The organism is Arthrobacter sp. N199823, assembly GCF_002929705.1.
Taxonomy (GTDB): Bacteria; Actinomycetota; Actinomycetes; order Actinomycetales; family Micrococcaceae; genus Specibacter.
This window is the reverse complement of sequence record NZ_PJIN01000004.1, coordinates 287,676-307,166: the sequence shown is the minus strand read 5'-3', so window position 1 is coordinate 307,166 and position 19,491 is coordinate 287,676. Positions and strand designations below refer to the sequence as shown.

The 19,491-nt window shown below is 58.1% G+C and carries 23 protein-coding genes and 1 pseudogene; 10 read left to right on the top strand and 14 right to left on the bottom strand.

Annotated features, from left to right (window positions below; all coding sequences use genetic code 11):
- Window positions 1–156: 156 nt before the first annotated feature.
- The gene (coaE, locus tag CXQ93_RS11670; RefSeq protein WP_104110576.1) at window positions 157–1,077 is read left to right on the top strand and encodes a dephospho-CoA kinase; all 921 of its coding nucleotides are present in this window, start codon (window positions 157–159) and stop codon (window positions 1,075–1,077) included.
- Between the two features lie 189 nt (window positions 1,078–1,266).
- Here the strand turns inward: coaE and CXQ93_RS21105 are convergent, their stop codons facing one another.
- Window positions 1,267–1,344 carry a hypothetical protein gene (locus tag CXQ93_RS21105; RefSeq protein ID WP_258068950.1) on the bottom strand — a complete coding sequence of 26 codons (78 nt, stop codon included), beginning with the start codon at window positions 1,342–1,344 and terminating at the stop codon, window positions 1,267–1,269.
- A gap of 224 nt (window positions 1,345–1,568) precedes the next feature.
- Here CXQ93_RS21105 and kynU point away from each other — a divergent pair, with 224 nt between their 5' ends.
- The gene (kynU, locus tag CXQ93_RS11660) at window positions 1,569–2,864 is read left to right on the top strand and encodes a kynureninase (protein WP_104110575.1); all 1,296 of its coding nucleotides are present in this window, start codon (window positions 1,569–1,571) and stop codon (window positions 2,862–2,864) included.
- Window positions 2,865–2,974: 110 nt separating this feature from the next.
- Here kynU and CXQ93_RS11655 read toward each other — a convergent pair whose 3' ends face one another.
- A complete protein-coding gene (locus CXQ93_RS11655) occupies window positions 2,975–3,397 on the bottom strand; it encodes a DUF4190 domain-containing protein (RefSeq protein ID WP_104110574.1) in 423 nt (140 codons plus the stop codon).
- Window positions 3,398–3,557: 160 nt separating this feature from the next.
- Between CXQ93_RS11655 and uvrB the strand changes: the two genes are divergently transcribed.
- A complete protein-coding gene (gene uvrB / locus CXQ93_RS11650) occupies window positions 3,558–5,642 on the top strand; it encodes an excinuclease ABC subunit UvrB (protein ID WP_104110573.1) in 2,085 nt (694 codons plus the stop codon).
- 225 nt (window positions 5,643–5,867) lie between these two features.
- Here the strand turns inward: uvrB and CXQ93_RS11645 are convergent, their stop codons facing one another.
- On the bottom strand, window positions 5,868–6,068 hold the full coding sequence (locus tag CXQ93_RS11645; protein ID WP_104110572.1) for a hypothetical protein: 201 nt from the start codon (window positions 6,066–6,068) through the stop codon (window positions 5,868–5,870).
- Window positions 6,069–6,249: 181 nt separating this feature from the next.
- Between CXQ93_RS11645 and CXQ93_RS11640 the strand changes: the two genes are divergently transcribed.
- From CXQ93_RS11640 to CXQ93_RS11620, 4 genes and pseudogenes are all read left to right on the top strand, one after another.
- On the top strand, window positions 6,250–6,594 hold the full coding sequence (locus CXQ93_RS11640; protein WP_104110571.1) for a VOC family protein: 345 nt from the start codon (window positions 6,250–6,252) through the stop codon (window positions 6,592–6,594).
- Between the two features lie 311 nt (window positions 6,595–6,905).
- Window positions 6,906–7,463, top strand: a complete 558-nt coding sequence (locus CXQ93_RS11635) for a hypothetical protein (RefSeq protein WP_104110570.1) — start codon at window positions 6,906–6,908, stop codon at window positions 7,461–7,463.
- A gap of 1,054 nt (window positions 7,464–8,517) precedes the next feature.
- Window positions 8,518–8,829, top strand: a pseudogene (locus CXQ93_RS11625) (DUF6176 family protein).
- Between the two features lie 129 nt (window positions 8,830–8,958).
- Window positions 8,959–9,414 carry a GNAT family N-acetyltransferase gene (locus CXQ93_RS11620; protein ID WP_104110569.1) on the top strand — a complete coding sequence of 152 codons (456 nt, stop codon included), beginning with the start codon at window positions 8,959–8,961 and terminating at the stop codon, window positions 9,412–9,414.
- Between the two features lie 100 nt (window positions 9,415–9,514).
- Here CXQ93_RS11620 and CXQ93_RS11615 read toward each other — a convergent pair whose 3' ends face one another.
- From CXQ93_RS11615 to CXQ93_RS11590, 6 genes are all read right to left on the bottom strand, one after another.
- A complete protein-coding gene (locus CXQ93_RS11615) occupies window positions 9,515–10,081 on the bottom strand; it encodes a GNAT family N-acetyltransferase (protein ID WP_104110568.1) in 567 nt (188 codons plus the stop codon).
- The gene (locus CXQ93_RS11610; protein WP_104110567.1) at window positions 10,078–10,764 is read right to left on the bottom strand and encodes a nucleotidyltransferase family protein; all 687 of its coding nucleotides are present in this window, start codon (window positions 10,762–10,764) and stop codon (window positions 10,078–10,080) included. Before CXQ93_RS11610 ends, CXQ93_RS11615 begins: the two co-directional genes overlap by 4 nt.
- A 143-nt stretch (window positions 10,765–10,907) precedes the next feature.
- Window positions 10,908–11,528: a hypothetical protein gene (locus CXQ93_RS11605; protein ID WP_104110566.1), complete on the bottom strand. Its 621-nt coding sequence runs from the start codon at window positions 11,526–11,528 to the stop codon at window positions 10,908–10,910.
- A gap of 272 nt (window positions 11,529–11,800) precedes the next feature.
- On the bottom strand, window positions 11,801–12,025 hold the full coding sequence (locus CXQ93_RS11600; protein WP_104110681.1) for a helix-turn-helix transcriptional regulator: 225 nt from the start codon (window positions 12,023–12,025) through the stop codon (window positions 11,801–11,803).
- 20 nt (window positions 12,026–12,045) lie between these two features.
- Window positions 12,046–12,444: a hypothetical protein gene (locus tag CXQ93_RS11595; protein WP_104110565.1), complete on the bottom strand. Its 399-nt coding sequence runs from the start codon at window positions 12,442–12,444 to the stop codon at window positions 12,046–12,048.
- A 256-nt stretch (window positions 12,445–12,700) separates the two neighbouring features.
- Entirely contained in the window at window positions 12,701–13,216 is a 516-nt protein-coding gene (locus CXQ93_RS11590; protein WP_104110564.1) for a putative immunity protein, read from the bottom strand.
- A 155-nt stretch (window positions 13,217–13,371) separates the two neighbouring features.
- Between CXQ93_RS11590 and CXQ93_RS11585 the strand changes: the two genes are divergently transcribed.
- On the top strand, window positions 13,372–13,821 hold the full coding sequence (locus CXQ93_RS11585; protein ID WP_146073218.1) for a Clp protease N-terminal domain-containing protein: 450 nt from the start codon (window positions 13,372–13,374) through the stop codon (window positions 13,819–13,821).
- A 215-nt stretch (window positions 13,822–14,036) separates the two neighbouring features.
- Window positions 14,037–14,348 (top strand): hypothetical protein, encoded by a 312-nt coding sequence (locus CXQ93_RS11580; RefSeq protein WP_104110562.1) that lies wholly within the window; start codon window positions 14,037–14,039, stop codon window positions 14,346–14,348.
- A gap of 153 nt (window positions 14,349–14,501) precedes the next feature.
- Here the strand turns inward: CXQ93_RS11580 and CXQ93_RS11575 are convergent, their stop codons facing one another.
- The 3 genes from CXQ93_RS11575 to CXQ93_RS11565 all read right to left on the bottom strand — a co-directional run bounded on the left by CXQ93_RS11575 (window position 14,502) and on the right by CXQ93_RS11565 (window position 16,423).
- Window positions 14,502–14,927: a DUF2975 domain-containing protein gene (locus tag CXQ93_RS11575; RefSeq protein WP_258068911.1), complete on the bottom strand. Its 426-nt coding sequence runs from the start codon at window positions 14,925–14,927 to the stop codon at window positions 14,502–14,504.
- 125 nt (window positions 14,928–15,052) lie between these two features.
- Window positions 15,053–15,520 (bottom strand): hypothetical protein, encoded by a 468-nt coding sequence (locus CXQ93_RS11570; RefSeq protein WP_104110561.1) that lies wholly within the window; start codon window positions 15,518–15,520, stop codon window positions 15,053–15,055.
- 183 nt (window positions 15,521–15,703) lie between these two features.
- Complete coding sequence (locus tag CXQ93_RS11565; RefSeq protein ID WP_104110560.1) at window positions 15,704–16,423, bottom strand: AAA family ATPase; 720 nt, start codon at window positions 16,421–16,423, stop codon at window positions 15,704–15,706.
- A gap of 121 nt (window positions 16,424–16,544) precedes the next feature.
- Here CXQ93_RS11565 and CXQ93_RS11560 point away from each other — a divergent pair, with 121 nt between their 5' ends.
- A complete protein-coding gene (locus CXQ93_RS11560) occupies window positions 16,545–17,036 on the top strand; it encodes a DUF6328 family protein (protein ID WP_104110559.1) in 492 nt (163 codons plus the stop codon).
- Between the two features lie 589 nt (window positions 17,037–17,625).
- Here the strand turns inward: CXQ93_RS11560 and CXQ93_RS11555 are convergent.
- Both CXQ93_RS11555 and CXQ93_RS11550 read right to left on the bottom strand, forming a co-directional pair.
- Window positions 17,626–18,939: an alpha/beta fold hydrolase gene (locus CXQ93_RS11555; RefSeq protein WP_104110558.1), complete on the bottom strand. Its 1,314-nt coding sequence runs from the start codon at window positions 18,937–18,939 to the stop codon at window positions 17,626–17,628.
- Window positions 18,936–19,478 carry a GNAT family N-acetyltransferase gene (locus CXQ93_RS11550; protein WP_104110557.1) on the bottom strand — a complete coding sequence of 181 codons (543 nt, stop codon included), beginning with the start codon at window positions 19,476–19,478 and terminating at the stop codon, window positions 18,936–18,938. Before CXQ93_RS11550 ends, CXQ93_RS11555 begins: the two co-directional genes overlap by 4 nt.
- Window positions 19,479–19,491 lie beyond the last annotated feature (13 nt).

Here is a 19,491-nt window from a genome sequence, read left to right as displayed (position 1 = left end):
TCGGTGATGACTCCGCGCGGCTGGTACGGATGAAGGTGTACTGCGATCCCGGCAACGTGTTTCAGATAAACCACATCGTCGCCCCGGCAGGCGCCCCAAAAAGCTGAGCCACGAATCATTGCCTGCGCCGCTGCAGGTGCTGGCTATTATGGACTCATGCTTTCACTTGGACTGACCGGCGGCATCGCCGCCGGCAAATCGCTGCTGGCCGCCCGTTTCCGTGAGCTGGGCGCTGTGCTCATTGACGCCGACCAGCTGGCCCGCGAAGTGGTGGCCCCCGGCACTGCCGGGCTGGCCGCCGTCGTTGATCATTTCGGATCCGAAATCCTGCTCCCGGATGGCTCGCTGAATCGCGCCGCTCTGGGTGCCCGGGTCTTTTCCGATAAAACGGAACTCGCTGCGTTGAATGCCATCACTCACCCGTTGGTGCGGGCCGCCGCAAATGCCTTGAAGGCCGACGCCGGTCCCGGCGCCATTGTTGTCCAAGACATCCCGCTGCTGGTCGAGTCCGGGCAAGGCCCCAACTATCACCTGGTAGTGGTGGCGCAAGCCCCTCGGGAGCTGCGGCTTGAGCGTATGATCCGTGACCGGGGCATGTCCCGGGAGGATGCACTGGCACGTATGACAGCCCAGGCAACCGACGAAGACCGCGCGGCCGTGGCCGATGTTGTGCTGGTCAATGATGGCACACGCGAAGAAGCAGTCGCGGCCTTGGACTCTCTTTGGTATGGACGGCTGATGCCATTCGCCGAGAACCTAACTGTGGGACGTGCTCACAATTCTTCGGCTGATGGACTGCTTGGCACGCCAAGGCTTGACGCAGAGCCAGCGTCGAATGCCAGGATGCTGGCACGCCTCCAGCATGCGGTGGGGGAGCAGGCCAGCATTAGTGCCTTGCAACCGGACGGTGCTGGGCCTTCGTTTGGCGTGGTGCCGCTGGACGGCAATGTGCCAGAGCTGATCCTCGGTGCGCTTGCCGGTGCAGGCTTCTTTCCGGTGTCGAATACCAGCAGTGGCGCCACCGTGTTGGCTTCGGCAGATCCGGGGCAGAATGCAAGGATTACTCTGGCATCCTAGAACTGCTCAAAGATCAAGGTCGTTGCAGTACTAACGAATGCTTGATTGCTGCCAAGGTTGAGAGCGACGAAGTCCCGCAGGTGCCTTGTGCTGGCGCAGACCACGTGCAGGAGGTGATCATGGCCCCCACCGTTCAGGCCTAGGCCGCGCAAATCGATATCTGTGTGGAATCCACGGATGATTCCGTCTTCACGTAATATTCTCAACTCTGTTGAGACAGGTCGAGGGCGCTAAGTTTGCGCGTGCTGCCAAGATGTTGTTGGGCATGCGGGCGTCACTGTAGAGCTCACGCAGGATGATCAGGTCTGATTCATCCAGCCGAACGGGATGCAGGTGACTCCGGTGATCGCGTATCAATTCTGAATTGAACATCAGATTTGCCACCAATTCTTGCTGATTATTCAATACATCTTGTTCCGGATTGATGTTTATTCTACGGTGTGGATAGCTCGCGCGGCTGTGTTGCGTTGGCAGAATCCACAGGAGTAAAGATGACGTTGAATGGCCTCGCCGCCCGTAGTGAACGTAAAGACTGCCTCGCCGCTGATGAGACCGATTCTCTGGCCCGATTCAAGGGGCGGTTTATCCTGCCACCGGGAGTTATCTATCTTGACGGAAATTCTCTGGGTCCACGCCCGGTCGGCGCTTTGGAGCGTATCCAAGAAGTTGTCACCGAGGAATGGGGCGTTGGCCTCATTCGCAGTTGGAACACAGCCGGTTGGTTTGATCTCCCAGGACGTTTGGGGGACAAGTTGGCGAAGCTCATCGGCGCTGGCAAAGGTCAGACAGTAGTTACCGACACAACCAGCCTGAACCTCTTCAAGGCCCTCGCCTCGGCCATTCGTATTCAGCAGGTGGACCACCCTGAGAAACGCGTCATTGTGACTGAACGCGACAATTTTCCCTCGGACGTCTACATTGCAGAAGGGATCACTGACTTCCTGAACACTATGAGCCAGGAAACAGGTGTTCGCTACGAGGTGCGGCTGCTTGATGATGAGTTGCCGCTGAGCCAGGCTCTCGATGAATCGACGGCGGTCATCGCGCTATCCCACGTCAACTACAGAACGGGGGCCATGTGGGACATGGCAGAGGTGAGTGCCCAAGCCCACGCCGTCGGTGCTTTGGCGGTCTGGGATCTGGCACATGCCGCCGGGGCCGTCCCTCTTGACCTTGTCGGTGCGGATGCTGACTACGCTGTGGGATGTACGTATAAGTACCTCAATGGTGGGCCGGGTTCACCAGCATTCATTTGGGTCAACGTCCGGCACCAGGAGCGTTTTTGGCAGCCGTTGGCTGGCTGGTGGTCGCATGCCAATCCCTTCGCGATGGCGGATTCCTATACGCCGGCTCCTTCCATCAATCGATTTCTCTGTGGCACTCAGCCGGTCACGGCGATGGCCATGGTGGAAACGGGACTCGACATCATGCTCGACGTCGGTGTGGAAGCACTCCGCGCCAAATCCCTGGCCATGACCGATTTGTTCATCACGCTCGTCCAACAGCGTTGCGGCGATCACTCGCTGGAACTCATGACGCCAAGCGAGCACGCGCGCAGGGGAAGTCACGTGAGTTTCAGTCACCCAGAGGGCTACGCCGTGATGAGCGCACTCATCGCACGAGGCGTTATCGGAGATTACCGGGAGCCGGGGGTTTTGCGCTTCGGCATCACCCCGCTCTACCTGAGTTATGTAGATATTTGGGACGCGGTGGAGATCCTGCGCGATATTCTCGATACCCGGTCGTGGGATGCCCCTGACTTCAAGCGGCGCAACGCCGTTACCTAGCCCGCTTTTCTCACGGTGGCTCGGATGCGGTCGCTCGGCGAAAGCTCCACAAAGCAGTGTGGCCCGCACCAAAGGGTGCGGGCCACACTGGGTTCTCTTAGGAGGTTGTCTTAGGAGCCGCTGACGCTACTGCAGGAAACGGGCTGGCCGTTGACAGTAACCGTTTCTGAACCGTCCTGGCAAAGTTCCACAAGCTGCTGGGCGAGGTCCAAGCTGAAGTTGATGAGGACGATGGTAACGATGATCGAGGCCACAATGGCCACGGCGCTGATGATGATGGCTACCAGGGCCAAGGTGTTCTTGTAGCCGGCCTTCTTGGACTTGACCTTAGCGACAATACCGAGGATCAGGCCGACTAGGCCGAAACCGACGAACGGCAAGATGATGGCAATGATGGCCATGGTCTTGCCGGGGTCAACGGCGGGGGCGCCATACTGACCGGGCTGCTGGCCAGAGGGAGCAGGTGCCTGAGGGTACGGTGCGGGATTCTGGCCGGGCTGGCCGTACTTGTTTTCGGGAGTGTTGGAAGACATGTTTTCCTCTCAAAGGAACTTTGGGGCGTGAAAGTGATGATTTTCTATCCCATTTTTGCATGCCTGCCCCTTAATCCATCGTATGTGTCATGGGGTGTTGTCCCCATCGACTGCGTCAGATAGTGTGCTGCTAGCCGAAAGGAGGGGTAGCGTTAACGCCATGAGTCTTGCGCAGGAAATCAACCGTGTTGTGGCACCCTTCGAAGTGATCAGTGAGTTCAAGCCAGCTGGCGACCAGCCGGCCGCTATCAAGGAACTGACCGAGCGCATTAATAATGGAGAGAAGGACGTGGTGCTCTTGGGTGCCACGGGAACAGGTAAGTCAGCCACCACTGCGTGGCTGATTGAACAGGTACAGCGGCCCACATTGGTGCTGGTGCAAAACAAGACACTTGCCGCACAGCTTGCTAACGAGTTTCGGGAGCTGCTGCCCAACAACGCCGTCGAGTATTTCGTCTCCTACTACGATTACTACCAGCCCGAGGCCTACGTGCCCCAGTCGGACACCTTCATTGAGAAGGACTCCTCCGTTAATGAGGAAGTGGAACGGCTGCGTCACTCAGCAACCAACGCCTTGCTGACTCGGCGCGACGTCATCGTGGTGGCCACTGTCTCCTGCATCTACGGTTTGGGCACGCCCGAAGAGTACGTGGCGGGCATGGTGACCTTGACGCGCGGCGACCAGATGAATCGCGATGACCTGCTGCGCAAGTTTGTCAGCATGCAGTACACCCGCAATGACATTGACTTCCACCGCGGCACCTTCCGCGTGCGCGGTGACACTGTGGAGATCATTCCCATGTATGAAGAGCAAGCCATCCGGGTTGAGTTCTTCGGTGACGAGATTGAAAATATCTACACGCTCCATCCTTTAACGGGGGAGATCATCCGTGAAGAAAACGAAATGTACGTTTTCCCGGCGTCGCACTATGTTGCCGGGCCAGAGCGGATGTCCCGTGCGGTAAAACAAATTGAGGACGAGCTCGCGGCCCGGACTGCGGAACTTGAAAGCCAAAACAAGCTCCTTGAGGCCCAGCGCCTCCGCATGCGCACCACCTATGACCTGGAAATGATGGAGCAGATGGGCTTCTGCAACGGCATTGAAAATTACTCTAGGCACATTGACGGCCGCGACAAGGGCAGCGCCCCGCACTGTCTCATTGACTATTTCCCTGACGATTTCCTGCTGGTCATTGACGAATCCCATGTGACAGTTCCGCAGATTGGCGCCATGTATGAGGGCGATATGTCTCGTAAGCGCACCCTTGTTGACCACGGCTTCCGCCTGCCCTCGGCTATGGATAACCGGCCTCTTAAATGGGATGAGTTCCTAGAGCGCATCGGCCAAACTGTTTACCTTTCGGCAACCCCCGGCAAGTACGAGCTTGGCGTCTCAGATGGCTACGTCCAGCAGATCATCCGCCCCACAGGTCTGATCGATCCCGAGATCATCGTTAAGCCTTCACAAGACCAGATCAATGACCTGCTTGGTGAGATTCGCAAACGCACGGCCAAGAATGAGCGCGTTCTCGTGACCACGCTGACCAAGCGCATGTCCGAGGACCTGACCGACTATCTTCTGGGCAACGGTATTAAGGTCCAGTACCTGCACTCCGACGTGGACACTCTGCGCCGCGTGGAATTGCTGCGCGAACTGCGAATGGGCGTCTTCGATGTCCTCGTGGGCATTAACTTGCTCCGTGAAGGCCTGGACCTTCCGGAAGTTTCCCTGGTCAGCATCCTCGACGCCGATAAGGAAGGCTTCCTGCGCTCCTCCACATCGCTGATTCAGACCATCGGCCGTGCCGCTCGAAACGTCTCGGGTGAGGTTCACATGTATGCGGACCGCATCACGGCATCCATGGCATTCGCGATCGATGAGACCAATCGACGCCGGGAAATCCAGGTCAGCTACAACAAGAAGCACGGCATTGACCCGCAGCCGCTCCGCAAGAAGATTGCCGACATCACCGACCAATTGGCTCGTGAAGACGCAGACACCGCCGCCCTCCTGGAAGAAGCCCGCTTGAAGCGCGAAGGCGGCGGGAAGACTGGCAAGAAGAAGGCAACCGACGGCGCCACCTCCCGTCCAGCTGCTGAACTCATCACGCTTATCGAAGAGCTCACAGCCCAGATGCACGGCGCCGCCGCTGACCTCCACTTCGAACTTGCCGCTAGGCTCCGAGACGAAGTGGGCGACCTGAAGAAGGAACTACGCCAAATGCGAGAAGCCGGCCACGCCTAAGCAGTCTGCGGTGCAGGGCCAGCATTTTTCCGTTGACTATTCCCCGAGGGATCCACTGCTTGCAAGCTCGCAGCGGGTCCCTCGCACCCGTGGACCCAGACGCGTCGGCCGCGGGCGGCCTTTGGTGTCTCATTTACGTCACCTACAAAAAATGCCGGCTCCTGCACTGCAAGCCAGTCAGCTGATAGCCGCACTCCCGCCCGTCTAGATAAGCCCGCACCATACCTAGGTGCCAAGCTCCCCGAAACGTTCCAGCCGCTCGAGTTTGGCGGCCAAACGTCGGCGGGCGTTGGCCCGGGACCAATCTGCCGACGCGCACAGGTACTTGAGCATCACGCCCATCTGGTCCTTGGTTCCCGTCAGGTCCTCGGCGGCAAAACCGCCAACGATGTGTTGCCGGGTTTCCTTCGACAGCCCCTGTTTCATCACCCCAGCACGCCGCGTTGCCTGCCACGGTGGCCAGAACTTTCGCGAGCAAAAAATAGATGAGACACGCACCCCGTTTCGCGAGTACTTTGGCTGAGTCAACGCGATGCATTGTGCGCTGCCTGCTACAGGTCCACACTGGTGGAATATACCCATTCCACCTGATACAAGAAGGCCTGCTATGTCCAACCCGGTCAACTATTTTGAAATTGGCACGCCCGATCCCGAGACCAGCAAGGCCTTTTATACGGGAATGTTCGGCTGGCCCGTGGGCCCACCATCGGATGCCAGCTACAGCATGGTGAATGGTGAACACGGCGGACTGTGGGACACCTCCGCCATGGGTGGCGGGAGTTGGGCCATCTTCTATGTCCAGGTGGACGACGTTGCGTCCGCTATCGACAAGGCAGTGGCCCTGGGGGCCAGTGTCGCTGTGCCGCTGGTGGACAACGGCGCCATCGAATTTGCCCACCTCATCGACCCGCATGACAACCGCTTTGGCATTTGGCGGCCCAAGGTGCAGTAGGCGCCACAACCTGATGGGGGCGCTGAGTCTAGGTTCTCACTCTGGCTCTGTCAGTATTTTCAAATTCGTGTCACCAACCTTTGGCGGGGGTGTGGTTGGTTGGGTGGCTTGGGCTCACCGGCAAGCGGTTGTTTGTGCGTTCCGTAGCGGGGACGTCCTGCGGGCTGGAACTTTGGTGGTGGCCGCGTGAGGGTGAGAAGTGCGTGCAATTATTTGACCTAGACATTCAGCCAGAAAGACATCACCTTTGCGAATCAATCTTCAGGGGATGAAGGGCATACTTCGACGCCTTCAGCCGGTAGGGTCGCCATATGAACACGACCGTTGAGCGGCAGAGCGAACTAATTCCAGATCCGGCCTCAGTTGCTGCTCTGGTGGCGCAACTGGTGGAGGGAACTTGGCCAAGCTCCGATGAGGAACGTGAGTCTTTCTTCAGACGACTTAACTTCAAAACCGGAGACCGCTTGGATCACGACTCGGAGGGGTCGGCTACCGCGTCATTTACTCTCCTCACTGAGCTTCCAGGTGTTGCCTTTGCCTCTTGGGACTCTTTTCGCGGCAGGTTTATTGGCGTTCACTTCCACCTATACTCATTCCCCGACGCGCAGGCTCCTGCGACTCGCCTCGGCAACGACGCTGTGTCTGGCAAGCTGACGGATCTATACGGACCTCCGACTCGGCCGTGGGAGGACGAAGAAGTGCCGCCGAGCATTTGGAGAGTCAACCGCTGCGAGGTTGTCACACACCTCTTCACCATGCGCGACAGCACATTAATGCTAAGCATTTCCGACGAGGAACTTGCAGCGGCAGCAGAAGCCGAGGCAGTCCACCAGACCCACAATCCAGACAAGATCGACCCATCCTCATAAGTGGAATCCGCTACGGGACGTTGCAAGGACCTATATATCCCGTCGTCAGCTTGTTACCTTTAACTATGAATGTAGATAAGTTGCAACAGTCATCAACTGTTCAGTTGCGGTCGTTCAGGAATAATCGTCTCCTTTTGGGGGCAAGCACCCTGATCTCCTTCCTTGTGCTCTTTGAATGGGATACTTCTATCAAAATGTGGGTAGCAGTCGCCGCGCTTGCCCTTTGCGGCTTCTGCTTCTATCAGGCGCTTCGAGCTTGGATGGAACTCAGAAGCCGGCAAGGAAACAGTCCAGCAAGACAAGAGGGCACCACGAAGGAACCGTGAGGAAATGGCCGGCGATGTGTCCAGGAAGCCGGTCAGATTTCGGGACGCTAGGCTGTGGGACGTTGACGAGGAATGTCGGCTATTCCATATCTCGCAGGGGAACGCTCACTGGGACGGCGAGGCTAGGTTGTTGGTCTTAACTGAAACTGGGTCAGCAGTTGTGCTCCACTGAAGCGCTTCGAATCATGAAACTGATTGACTGAGAGTGCCCAACGTAGTCGAGTATGAAAAACAGAGGTAACAGGTGTTTGTTCGGTACCAAGCGCGCGTTCCCAACCACCGGGGGATTCACATCGGAGTGTTTGGGCTTGCCAATGGGCTCGCTCTTGAAGGAAAACTCAGCGACACAGAACGGGCTGCGTGGAGGGCTGGAAATGATTGGTTCAATCTGCCCTACCCTGATCCGTCCAAGTTGAATCCCGGTGTTTATGATCCTCAGGTGAACCCGCAGGCGGCGGCTTGGTTCAAGGACACTGCAAAGCATTTACTTGAACGCATAGAACCTTGCTTGGAAATGCTCATGAGACATGACATGACGTGCCGGTTGAGAGACTCGTCAGTGATGACCCCGGCCAGGTCATCTACGAAGATGAGGTGCAGGTTGTGGTCGTTCCACACAAAGCCACGAACTGATTGTCAAATCCCATAGCCAGTTTCCCAGCCCCGTCACGGGAGCCCTGACCGGGAATCCTTTGAGTTCCTCGGCACGAATCCGGCACTATGGACGAATGAAGATTGAATTGACTCGGTTCCGAGTCCGCGAGAACTCACAAAGTAGCGTCGGTGAGTGGATGCAATTCCTGAACTCGAATGCTTCCGCAGTTCGAGAAACACTTGAGCCCGAGCAGATGTACGTTGAGACGATCTTTTCGGAGACGATCGATGGAAATGACTACTTGTATTGGTAAAGCGTCCAGGGCGAAGGTAGTTCCGGTGTTGAGCGATCGGAGCACTGGCTTGATGAAAAGCACATGCGATTCTGGCACGCTTGCATCGACGACACGTTTCCCCGGAAGTTCTCACGCCTCGCGTCACGATGATTCCAGAACGCGTGGAATCAGCCATGAAGCCCCTGACGACGAGTGCCGAGACAAGATAACGAGTTCTAGAGTCATTCCTCAAAGGGGAACCATCTGCGGGCGCTTGAATCTCTGTGTGAGACTTTATCTATGATCTCCATACGGCCCCGAAAAGACGTAGATCTCGACACGATAGTTGGATGGGTACCCGATGCTGCTGCTCTCTATCTTTTCACTGGGCCACGCTTGACGTGGCCACTATCTACAGAGCATCTCTCAGAGATGGAGAGCGAGCAGAACCTCAGCGCATGGATTGGCGCGAGCAGCAGCAACGGCAGACCCGTAGGCCATTTCGATCTCACCCAGTATGGTGAGACTTTCCGGATCGGTCGGGTCATCATCGATCCAGCACAACGAGGTCAGGGGCTCGCCGCCACTCTAGTCGAGCTGGCCGTGGCCAAAGGTCAAGTACTGGGAGCCTGCCGGATCACGCTAAATGTCATCGCCGGGAATTCGCCCGCCATCCGCACCTATGAGCGAATCGGATTCAGGACCTATCCAACGTCAACGGAACCAGGCGTCCTTTCTATGGAACTCTTGCTCTGATAGACCCGAAGAGGGACCGTCACTGGGCCGCTTTCACTGTTTCCAACGATGTTGATTTCGGGGTGATGCTCGACCAGTGCGGGTTTCCGCAGGGGAGGGCTTAACGGGCGCTGGCAGCCGTTTCGGGATCTTGACTCAGGGGTAGCGTCATGAGGACTTCGTCTCGGTCTCCTTCCGGCAGTCTCAGTGCCGTTGGCCAACGCCCGACCTCCTGCCACCCGCACGATTGGTAGAAGTATTCAAGGCCCATGCCGGAACGCAGTTCAAGATGTAGCTGTTCAAGAGTGAGGTCTTCGGTGGCGGCTCGTGCCACCTCAGTCATAAGCGCGCGCCCGACACCTTGTTTCCGAAAGCCGAGGGTGGTTTGGACGCGCAGCACTCGTGCCCAGTGTGCTGTGAGCTCGTTGGAATTGCCTGCCAGGAAAAGCCACCCTGCCAACTCCCCATTGATAGTGGCCAGCAGGAGCCGATTGGCTGAATCATCAAGAGATTCGACCATGGCGTCAAGAGACGCCAAGACTTGCTCTGCAGAAACCGGTGGGAACGGGAACCCCACGGCACCACCTGCGTTGGACACGTCCCGCCAACACGCCAGCAGTTGCTTCCGCATAGCCGGATTGACCATGGCAGGGGTGGTCAGCCACCGCATCTGAAGAGGGGCTGTCATGATTTCATTCCGCCCCTCGACATGGACGGTGCTTCATCTGCAGATATGTCCGTGGGCCAGGGCATGACTATTAGTGAGGGCCATTGTGCACTCCATCTTTTGGTTTTGGTCTCGTACACATCTTGGGGAGCAAGGACCGGGTTTGGCACTATCTTTCGGGCGAACAGGTCCTCGTAGCCGTGAGGTGCGTAAGTAGAGAGTGTTCCTGCTTTGTCGGAGGTGACGGCGAAGCAACAAGTCTTCGCAGCGAAATGATCGACGGCATCTGTGGAGCTGGTGAAGGGGATGGCCGGGACGCCAAAGTGGTCCTCGGACCATAGGTGCACACGGGCTTCGTTGCGAACTTCGACCTCGACGCCCAGGTCCTTGAACAGCTCACGTGCCCGGACAATGACCTCGTTTTCTGCTTCGTACGACGTGTCTTTGCCGAAGTAGAACAGGTCATAGTCTCGGATACCAGTTTGCGGGTCTTTACGCTCCAAGACGTTCCACACGGTTTGGAATAATGCCCCTGCTGTTAGCCACCAGTCTGAGACGCCAAGGAGCGGCGCTTGTTCAAGTATTTTCCCGTTGATCGGGTTCCTCTGGACATGGGCCAGAAAGCGTTGCTCGCCATTGGTGGTCACCACATCATCCTGCCCCACCTTGTCCCAACGTTTGTGGATCCAAGCCACGTTTCGCATAATCCGCTCCGGCAATGGCTGTCGGATCGCTCAAAGCAACGACAGCACCGAGATCCATGGAGGAGTCCGTGGGGGAACGCTCTACGGGAAACCTCCATTGTCATTTGCATCAGGTTGATGCTCCCCCTTTGGGGAACATATCCCTACCAATCCTTTCGGAGTGCATCGTCCCGAATGACATAGGAGCTGGAGTAGTGAACCCAATGGTCCCTGCGTCCCTCCCTGAAAAGGCGGTCTGCAACCATCCGGCACTCCTGCCAGTCCTTCCGGGAGTCCTGCAGCCCATAGCCGACAGCTTGACCGAGTTGATCCAACGTCACCAGCCGTGTGACTCCCGGCCCAGTCGCTACTTCGTAAGTGGAGGTTCCTTTGAGGGAGAACCATCTATTGTGGGCGAGAGTTTCGATCAGACGGAAGTAGGTGCCTCCATTGGCGAATATGGCAGCAGCCGCGCTCTTGTTCGATTCCGGCTCAGCATTGACGAAATCCGTGAACTTCTGGAGAAGTTTTTCGTACTCGGCGTTGAGGACTTCATCCACTGCTCCGTCCTTCTGCACGTACCGGTCACTGAGGCTTCCGTTGCCGCCCTTCAATGACGAGCGGAGCCATAGTCGAACTTCCTCCACAGACTCTTCCGATGGTTCGGTCTGAAGCGCCCTAGCAAGGGATTCGTATTTGAGCCCCACGACAGAGAGATCCATGTGTGTTAGCAGGGACGCAAATCGCATCATGTCGGCTGCCAGTACTTGAGTGTCCGTTTTCATCAGGCTTCTTTCACGGGGTAGGGGTAATGCGAACCACGGGAGGACGTCGCCTTCACGGTATCCCGGTTGAGGAAGCCGATCCCTTCTCGGGAGCCTCAGAAGCCGCCCGTAAACCGGTCCGGCAACGGCCGGTCGGATTGCTCAAAGCATCGACGGCAACGAGGTCGTTGGGGGTTGTCCGCAGGGGAACCCTATGCGGGACGAATATATAGAAGTCCAGTCACATGATCGGCAACGTTTCATCATGTTTAATGTCGTGCCAGTCGTGTTGGTCATACCCGAGGGTCGCCTTCTTGCTCTAGACCTTGAACGGCCTCAAGATCCTCCGGATCGGGGGTGAACAGGTCTTCAATCTTTACCTTGAACAGGTGGGCGAGCCGGAAGGCAAGTGGCAGCCCAGGCCGAAATTGACCACTTTCAAGTGAGGCGATAGTTTGGCGCGATACACCGACTCGTCGCCCCAGCTGATCCTGACTCAAGTGATAGCGCGACCTCATTTCACGTAGCTTGGTTTTCACTAGCCACGCCGTTCTGCGTGGATCACCAAGGCTGCGACGAGCCAAACCATGCCGATGGCAATCCCAAATACCCCTGCTGATAAACGGGGTAGATCGAGGATTGCTTCCAAGAATGCGTATGCGAAACCACCGAAAACGGCAACCACCGATGCAACGGCAGCTCCATGGAGCAAGGCTTGCCATTCCACACCTCCACGGTCCTTCCGGGGCACCGATGCGACAACCGATGCGATAATTCCCGCTACTGAAATCAAGACAACGCCCGCGATCGCCCCTGGGATCCAACTTGGAGTCGACTCCAGATTGAAGACAATGATTCCGGAAACTGCAGCAAGGACGAAACCAATGACGCTGGCAGCACCAACAGGACGACTAGAAGACTTTGCTGTGTTTACCATGCACTTCAACGTAGTAACGGAACCCTCTGGTGTCAAGTAAACTTGGCATTCGTAGTGCAGGGAAGGCCTCTGGCACTCGACACAGGAGTGGAACCTTTTTGAAGCAGCAGTGCGCATTCCGATGTTGTTACTCTTCTGCCCGCCCAATCCCATAAGTGCTTAGCCCCGATCAGATTATGAACGTCCCGCAAGTCGGCCCTCTAGAGGAGCGCCCGGAAGTGGAAGGGTTACCGGGCAACGTGATTGGGCGGAAGTTTCAGTCGTTGAATACAGACCAGCAGATGTCGTTGCGGCGGGCTTGGTCCTCGAGGACGAGATCGTAAAGACTGCCGGGAATATGCTGGCGCTGCCAGTCACGCTCAGCTTGGCCTGCCACTTTTTCTTTTCCCCGGGGTGCTGCGGCCTGAACCGCCTTGATCGCGTAAGCAGCGGCACCAAGATCGTGCTCAGGAACATGAGCAACGCAGGCTGCCTGACCGGCTGCGTACGCGGCAAAGCGGGCGGCGCCACGCAGAGGGCGAGCGGCGCCCATGGCGTGCCCGCCGATCGCACGGGTATCCATCATTTTCGCTTGCCCGCGAGCCCACATCCGGGCCGCTTCGATCGCGTCACGAGGTCGAGTGTCTTCACTATTCGATTCCTCAAACAGGGGCAGCACGTGTTCGGCGCAGGTGGCCGCCCACACGGCCAGAAGGCGGTGGTCAGTATCTGACAGCGTCCCACCACGGCGGACACAAATGAGCCGAGGGTCACGAACCGCAGGAAGGATCATGCGGCTAGCCTACGCCGGCGGTACGTTGCAACGGCATTTTCGTGAGGTGTCTGGCGCATCGTCCGCAAGCCGAACCTCCTGCGGGACGTGCGCTATTCCGCGCATCGGGAGGCGCACCCGTGGTGCTGGCCCGCCGCGAAGACTACCCTATGGGCATGGGACGTTCGACGGAGTTTGGCAACTACACCGACAGGGCTGTGCGGGTGGTGGTCCTGGCACAGGAAGAGGCAAGGGGGATGATGCATGACGCGTATATCGGTCCCGAGCATTTGCTGTTGGGGCTTTTGCACGCTGAACCGGACGCGGTGCAGACGGCACTGGCCGTCTGGCCCGATGACGTGCGTGAGGCGATAATGCGTTTCGCCTCCCCTGGTCCGCTGGACACCTCAGCATTATTCCCGTTCACCCCCGAGGCTTTGGACGCCCTCAAGGCCGCGCAGCGCGCCTCGCGGGAGTTTCATTCGGATCACGTCGGGATCAAGCACCTGTTGTTCGGGGTGCTGAGTGTCCATGGCGACCGCCTGGATCGGGCACTGGAGGATGCGGGTGTGGACCGGGACAGTGCGCATGCACGGGTAATGGCGGCGCTTGCGCAGGGGCGGTAGACTGGCCGGGGCGGGGCAACGGGCAGCGATCGCCCGCCCACGTCCGGCTGACGTGTTGTTGAATCAGGAAGCAGGGCTAGTCCGTCGCTAGGGGAACGCTCTAGGGGACGAGGGGTGACTTGCCGCAACAATGGCACTCCCACACCTTCTGGCTCCGAGTGTCGCCAACGGGAGTGAGCGTAGGCGTGTCCTGAGAATCGGTTTAGGCTCGTCGTGTGGACGATTTCGAAATCTCCGTTGATCACGAGCTTTTCCGTATCAGCGAGAGGTACCAGCCTGACGGGAGGCTCAGCTACGACTTTTCCTGGCTTAATGGGCCGGTGGACGGAACCTACGGGTTCACGATCGGGCGTCGTGGTGGTGAGGCTGTGCCAAACGATCCAGACGGTGCTTCACGGATGTCTAGGGAGGCTCTGGTTGAGGAGGCTCGCTTTTTCCTGGATTCGTTCTATGCGGCCGGAGGCGCAGGTGAAGAAGACTTCCCAGGTCATATTCCAGCGAGGATGCGTGGAAACAGTGGCGGGTAATTGCTCCAATGCAGGTGGGTCTCTCGCTCACAGAAATGCCCATCACCCCCCCCCAATGGGGAACGCTCTACGGGACGCATCTATTGACTAACCGCCGCTCGCGCCTTGGTTCATGCCAGAAATTTGGATCCGACGATTGAGGTCAGGGGCGGATTAGACGTGTGAGTATCGCCCCGCTAATGGCCTGGATCCCAGGAATATTGCCAGCGATGTGGCTCCGATTACAGCCAGAAGTCCTGTGCCGATTAGCCCGAACATCACGCCGGGTGTCGAATAGCCCCTTATGTTCAGGGCGATGAGCGCCGCTACGACCAGCGCGATGAAGAGGAACAGACAGCCGATCATTGTGCGGAGCCGCCCGTGAGTAGATGCATCGAAGTGGTGCCGGTCCGCATGCCACATGAGGTCCAACGCAATGATCCCCGCAATTTGCCAGCAGGCAATTGCGAGGACTCCCCAGACCACGGATGGAACCGCGAGTGGTTGGACCTCCGGGAAGACCGCAACTACGGTCCGAACTTCAGAGGGTAAGAACCACACCTGTACGACCACGGAGAAGACCAGCAAGCCTAAGAACACGACATACAGGCTGACTAAGGTTCCACGACGCATCATTGCCTCCAATCATGACTAGGTTGCCACTGCAGGCCCCCCAGTCTTGCCACATGCTACCAAGACGGTTTCGAAAGCCGTCCAACTTTCCATCACCGGCTTAGAAGTGCACCTCTGGCAGGACGTATCGTCTTGTCGGAGGCTGCCATGCGTTTGCTGCTCACTGACAAAAGCAGATAGGTCGCGATGGCGAATGTGATTCCCAATGAGCAAACTAGGCTTGCGACGGCGTACCCATCTTCTCGGTACATGTTGAGGCCGATGCCGGCTGGAAGCCACATCACGAACCAGATGAGCACATCGATCCAGCATCCCCATCGCTTGCCCTTCAGAACTCCAACGAGTGCGATTCCTGCAAGCAGAGTGATGCCTAGCCCGCCAATGATGCCGATGTAATAGCCTCTAGTTACATCATTATCGGCATAGCCACCGGTCGCCTCAAACAAGGCGATGGCATGAGCCTTTTCCAAGGACTGCCAAATAATCAGAGCAATACCGCCAGCCACGAGCAGGACATTTACCCCGAGTGCAGCAATACGTGTAACCGACGCGATACGCATCTGGTCCCCGTGGCTTAGCGAAACACGAACTCTTACTTCGTTTCCAGGAGCTCTCATGATTCATCCAAACACGGCAACGATGTTCTTTTCATCCTCCCGTAGGTGGAAGCCTGAGCGGGCGGTCTTGGACGTCGGTGGCTTGGCCTGGTTCAAAAGCGCGGAAAGTGCAACGAGTAGGTGCCCTTAGATATGGCGGAGGAATCGCTCGGGCGAATCTAGGAATGACTTCCAGTTCCCAACTAGATCTAGGTCTTCCCAATCCCGATGACGCAGGCCCCATGGGCCAACCTCCAGAATTTGGGCCCCAGGCAGGGCTGCGAGAACAGGCGAGTGCGTGGACAAGATCACCTGGGACCTACCGCCGGCCAGAAGTTCCTTGAGGACGCCCAAAAGAGCAAGACACCCCGAAAAGGACAAGGCGGATTCCGGCTCATCGAGTACCCACAGTCCAGGTCCTCGGAAGCGATCGACAGCCAACTGCAAAAATGACTCGCCATGTGACATTTCATGGAACTGGATGTCGCCGTTTCTGCCAGGGTTCTCCTCAAGGTAGGTATAGAAACCATGCATGGTTTCTGCCCTCAGGAAGTAGCCACGCCTCGTTGTGCCGGCGTTCTTGATTAATTGCAGGTGGTCGGCAAGCACAGATTCGGTGGACCTTGTGGTGTGGCGTGCGCCTGTCGAACCACCTTCAGGGGACAAGCCATAGGCCAGGGCAATCGCCTCCACCAATGTGGATTTACCAGACCCATTCTCACCAACGAAGACGGTAGCGGGCGTCAGAGTTAGGCCCTGGTCCAGCACCTGGGCTACGGCTGGCAGCGTTGCAGGCCAATGGCCACGATCGAGAGCATTCAGGGAGTGTTCTGCTATCCCTCGGACCGGGTAATTCTCGAACACCATACTCTCATTGTTGCAGGCAGGAGGCGCCCACCCTGAAACAACAGACAAATTCTTGAATAGAGAGTCCCGAAATGGGAACGGTGAGCGCCACAGCAGCCACGGGTGTGATAGACATGACGCCATGCATCAACCGGCTCCCGGCAACCACGAACCCGATCCGCAGAACCGCGACCAGGACACGCTTGACCGCGAGCTCGACGAGCTCTCGTCTGAATTGCGAATGGTGATACCAGGGGTGACAGTTCTTCTCGCGTTCCTCCTCGGCCTGCCCTTCACATCGGTATTCTCCAAGCTCACAACACTTCAGTCCGACGTGTACTTCGCCGCGTTCCTCTCGACCGCGCTGGCTGTCGTGTTTCTCATGGGCGAGGGCGCCTACCACCAGATCCGCGGCAAGCCGTACAGCAAGGGCCGGCTGCTGAAAACCGCCATTCGGCAGATGGTCACCGCTCTGATCCTGTTGGGCATCTCGCTCAGTTCGGTGGTTTTCCTGGTGACCGATCTGCTCTTTGGAACCCTCACCGCGGCCCTGCTCGCGGCCGCGATCGCCCTGCTGATCGTAGCGATGTGGTTCGGCTTACCCCTGCTTCGTCGCTTGCGCGACGACCACTGAGCCTGCTCGCGTCGTTCGGCATTCTCGCGCCCTTCACAGAGAACCGGCCAAGGCCTCAATTGAGCGAACGTCCCCGCCCAGAGACCCTGTTGCGGCTCACACACTTGCAACACCGCGACGTGAACAGCCTGAACGAGGAGGCCATCGTCGTTGACCGTCACGATTCGGGTCGGTGATGTTGATCCGTGAGCCATCGACGCTTCAGTGTCCCGCAAGCCGGTCCATGACCGGTCCAACCACCACGAAAATTCCCCGGCCCAACAATCCACATGCCACAGCAGGCCTCAGATTTCCGTATACCCTGCCCGCAATTAAGCCCGGTGATCGGGCGGCGACCCCTATACGGGACAGGATTTCCGTCAATATGATGCCACTCTTCTGACTGCGACAATCTCCGGGTCGATGCTCGCTAATTTCTGACAGGCCCAGATGGTTTGGGCGTCGCATACGGAATGAAGCGCCATCGTTTTTATCCATGGCAGAGCGTCTGTAGGAAAGTGCCACAAAATTGAGAATCTCGGTGATCTTGGCCAGAACATCGTCGCAGGTTAGAGCAATCTGCTGGTAACGGCCAGCTCGAGATCCTACGCTACGCCCGCAACATGCCTAGTAGCCTAGCGAAGATGGCCTCGCCGTCGTCGGCAATGCCGTCGTGATGGAAGTCGGCGGTTTCCCATACGTGGAGTCCGTTGACGGCGGCGGCTGTGGCGACAGAAATCTCGCGGTCCACGAAGATGTCGTCGCTGTAGACTGCGGCGGCCACCGGCACGGTGTTCTTGGCCAACTGGGCTACGTCATACAGCGGTCCCCAGCCCTCGGTGCGAACGGCCAGCACCTCAGCGAGCTCCTGCAACGGAACCAAGGCGGGATCCTGCTCGAAGTACCAAGGGAAGACGGCTTCGCCGGTAAGCAACGGTTCGGCTGCGTCGGGCAGGAAATCCGGGTTGTCGGCCAGCACGCGAGCGGCGGCCCAGTTGCTGGGGGAGTCCTGGACGTAGATGGATTCGTGCATCAGCGCGTACAGCGGGTTAGCTGCACGGCTCACATAGGCCGAGACGGTGCCAAGAAATGAATCTGACAGCCGCACGCCGTCGAGAGTGGGCGTGAACGCATCCTCGAGGACAAAGTGCAGGGCATCAAAACGGGTATTGCCACCCAGGTAGCTGCCCAACATCTGAACGCGTTCGGGGGTGAGCCGCTCGCCTGTGGGCAGCAATTCCGTGACCTGCGCGGTGTGCGCCATAATCCGGGTAAACAGTTCCCGGTCCTCGGGATATTTGGCAAAGTACTCGGCATTGCGGGTGCGCAACCGGCCAAACGTTGCCTCATAGACTTGGTCCGCAGAGCCGGTCAGCGGACCCAGACCGCCGGTGATGAGTGCCTCGCGTACGCCCTCTGGTGCGAAGGACAGGTACGTCAACGCACAGAAACCGCCATAACTTTGGCCGAAGATGCTCCACGGTTCCGAGCCCAGCGTGGCCCGGATGAGCTCGGCATCGGCCACAATGTCAGTAGCGCGGAAATGCGAGAGGTAATCTGCCTGAGCAGAGACGTCCCCGGCGAGGGGCAGGGTTTGGCGAGTGGCCGGCGTCGAAAGTCCAGTGCCGCGCTGATCAAGCATCAGCACGCGGAAGTGTTTGGTGGCCTCGGCAAGCCAGCCACTCAGCCCGGCGGGGCGGTTGCCGCGTCCGCCCGGGCCACCCTGGAGGAACAGCAGCCAGGGAAGCTCGTCGGCATCGACGCGTGCATCGCTGAGCTCGCGCGCAAATACCTCGATGGTGGGACCGTCTGGATGTGCATGATCCAGCGGGACGGTGAAGAAATGATCGCGCATGCGCACGCCTCGGGCGGTGTACGCCTCTGAGCTCGCCATCTCTGAAAGGACTGTGTAGGAATCGCTCATGACTGGGCTCCTGCGGTCTCGGCGCCAGCAACGGATACAGCAGCGCTGGCATCAGCCGAAGCACCAAAGCTCTCCAGGGCCACGCCATCTAAGCGGAATACCGACCAACCATCCATGGGCGCCGCGCCGAACGACTTGTAGAACTTAATGGACGGTTCGTTCCAGTCCAGAACGCTCCACTCCACCCGCGCATAGCCGCGTTCTACGGCAATTGCAGCCAGGTTTTGCAGCAGCAGCTTGCCGAATCCGCCGCCACGCGCCTCGGGCCGCACATAAAGGTCCTCGAGATGGATTCCGTGCGTGCCCTCCCATGTGGAGTAGTTCAGGAACCACAGCGCAAACCCCACAATGGGTTCGCCGGCAACGGGGGAGTCCACCACGTGTGCAAACACCTGCGGATTCTCACCGAACAGGCTGGCATGGAGCATGTCAGGCGTGTTTTTCACGGCGTCCGGCTCTTTTTCATAAACAGCCAGATCGTGGATCATGCCAAGGATTGCGGGGACATCGGCGGGCGCAGCAGTGCGAAGCAAATTCATGCACTGAGCTTAT

Coding starts and splice junctions, on each gene's coding strand:
- coaE (WP_104110576.1), top strand. CDS start 157: ATGCTTTCACTTGGACTGACCGGCGGCATCGCCGCCGGCAAATCGCTG.
- CXQ93_RS21105 (WP_258068950.1), bottom strand. CDS start 1,344: ATGCCCAACAACATCTTGGCAGCACGCGCAAACTTAGCGCCCTCGACC.
- kynU (WP_104110575.1), top strand. CDS start 1,569: ATGACGTTGAATGGCCTCGCCGCCCGTAGTGAACGTAAAGACTGCCTC.
- CXQ93_RS11655 (WP_104110574.1), bottom strand. CDS start 3,397: ATGTCTTCCAACACTCCCGAAAACAAGTACGGCCAGCCCGGCCAGAAT.
- uvrB (WP_104110573.1), top strand. CDS start 3,558: ATGAGTCTTGCGCAGGAAATCAACCGTGTTGTGGCACCCTTCGAAGTG.
- CXQ93_RS11645 (WP_104110572.1), bottom strand. CDS start 6,068: ATGAAACAGGGGCTGTCGAAGGAAACCCGGCAACACATCGTTGGCGGT.
- CXQ93_RS11640 (WP_104110571.1), top strand. CDS start 6,250: ATGTCCAACCCGGTCAACTATTTTGAAATTGGCACGCCCGATCCCGAG.
- CXQ93_RS11635 (WP_104110570.1), top strand. CDS start 6,906: ATGAACACGACCGTTGAGCGGCAGAGCGAACTAATTCCAGATCCGGCC.
- CXQ93_RS11620 (WP_104110569.1), top strand. CDS start 8,959: ATGATCTCCATACGGCCCCGAAAAGACGTAGATCTCGACACGATAGTT.
- CXQ93_RS11615 (WP_104110568.1), bottom strand. CDS start 10,081: ATGACAGCCCCTCTTCAGATGCGGTGGCTGACCACCCCTGCCATGGTC.
- CXQ93_RS11610 (WP_104110567.1), bottom strand. CDS start 10,764: ATGCGAAACGTGGCTTGGATCCACAAACGTTGGGACAAGGTGGGGCAG.
- CXQ93_RS11605 (WP_104110566.1), bottom strand. CDS start 11,528: ATGAAAACGGACACTCAAGTACTGGCAGCCGACATGATGCGATTTGCG.
- CXQ93_RS11600 (WP_104110681.1), bottom strand. CDS start 12,025: ATGAGGTCGCGCTATCACTTGAGTCAGGATCAGCTGGGGCGACGAGTC.
- CXQ93_RS11595 (WP_104110565.1), bottom strand. CDS start 12,444: ATGGTAAACACAGCAAAGTCTTCTAGTCGTCCTGTTGGTGCTGCCAGC.
- CXQ93_RS11590 (WP_104110564.1), bottom strand. CDS start 13,216: ATGATCCTTCCTGCGGTTCGTGACCCTCGGCTCATTTGTGTCCGCCGT.
- CXQ93_RS11585 (WP_146073218.1), top strand. CDS start 13,372: ATGGGACGTTCGACGGAGTTTGGCAACTACACCGACAGGGCTGTGCGG.
- CXQ93_RS11570 (WP_104110561.1), bottom strand. CDS start 15,520: ATGCGTATCGCGTCGGTTACACGTATTGCTGCACTCGGGGTAAATGTC.
- CXQ93_RS11565 (WP_104110560.1), bottom strand. CDS start 16,423: ATGGTGTTCGAGAATTACCCGGTCCGAGGGATAGCAGAACACTCCCTG.
- CXQ93_RS11560 (WP_104110559.1), top strand. CDS start 16,545: ATGCATCAACCGGCTCCCGGCAACCACGAACCCGATCCGCAGAACCGC.
- CXQ93_RS11555 (WP_104110558.1), bottom strand. CDS start 18,939: ATGAGCGATTCCTACACAGTCCTTTCAGAGATGGCGAGCTCAGAGGCG.
- CXQ93_RS11550 (WP_104110557.1), bottom strand. CDS start 19,478: ATGAATTTGCTTCGCACTGCTGCGCCCGCCGATGTCCCCGCAATCCTT.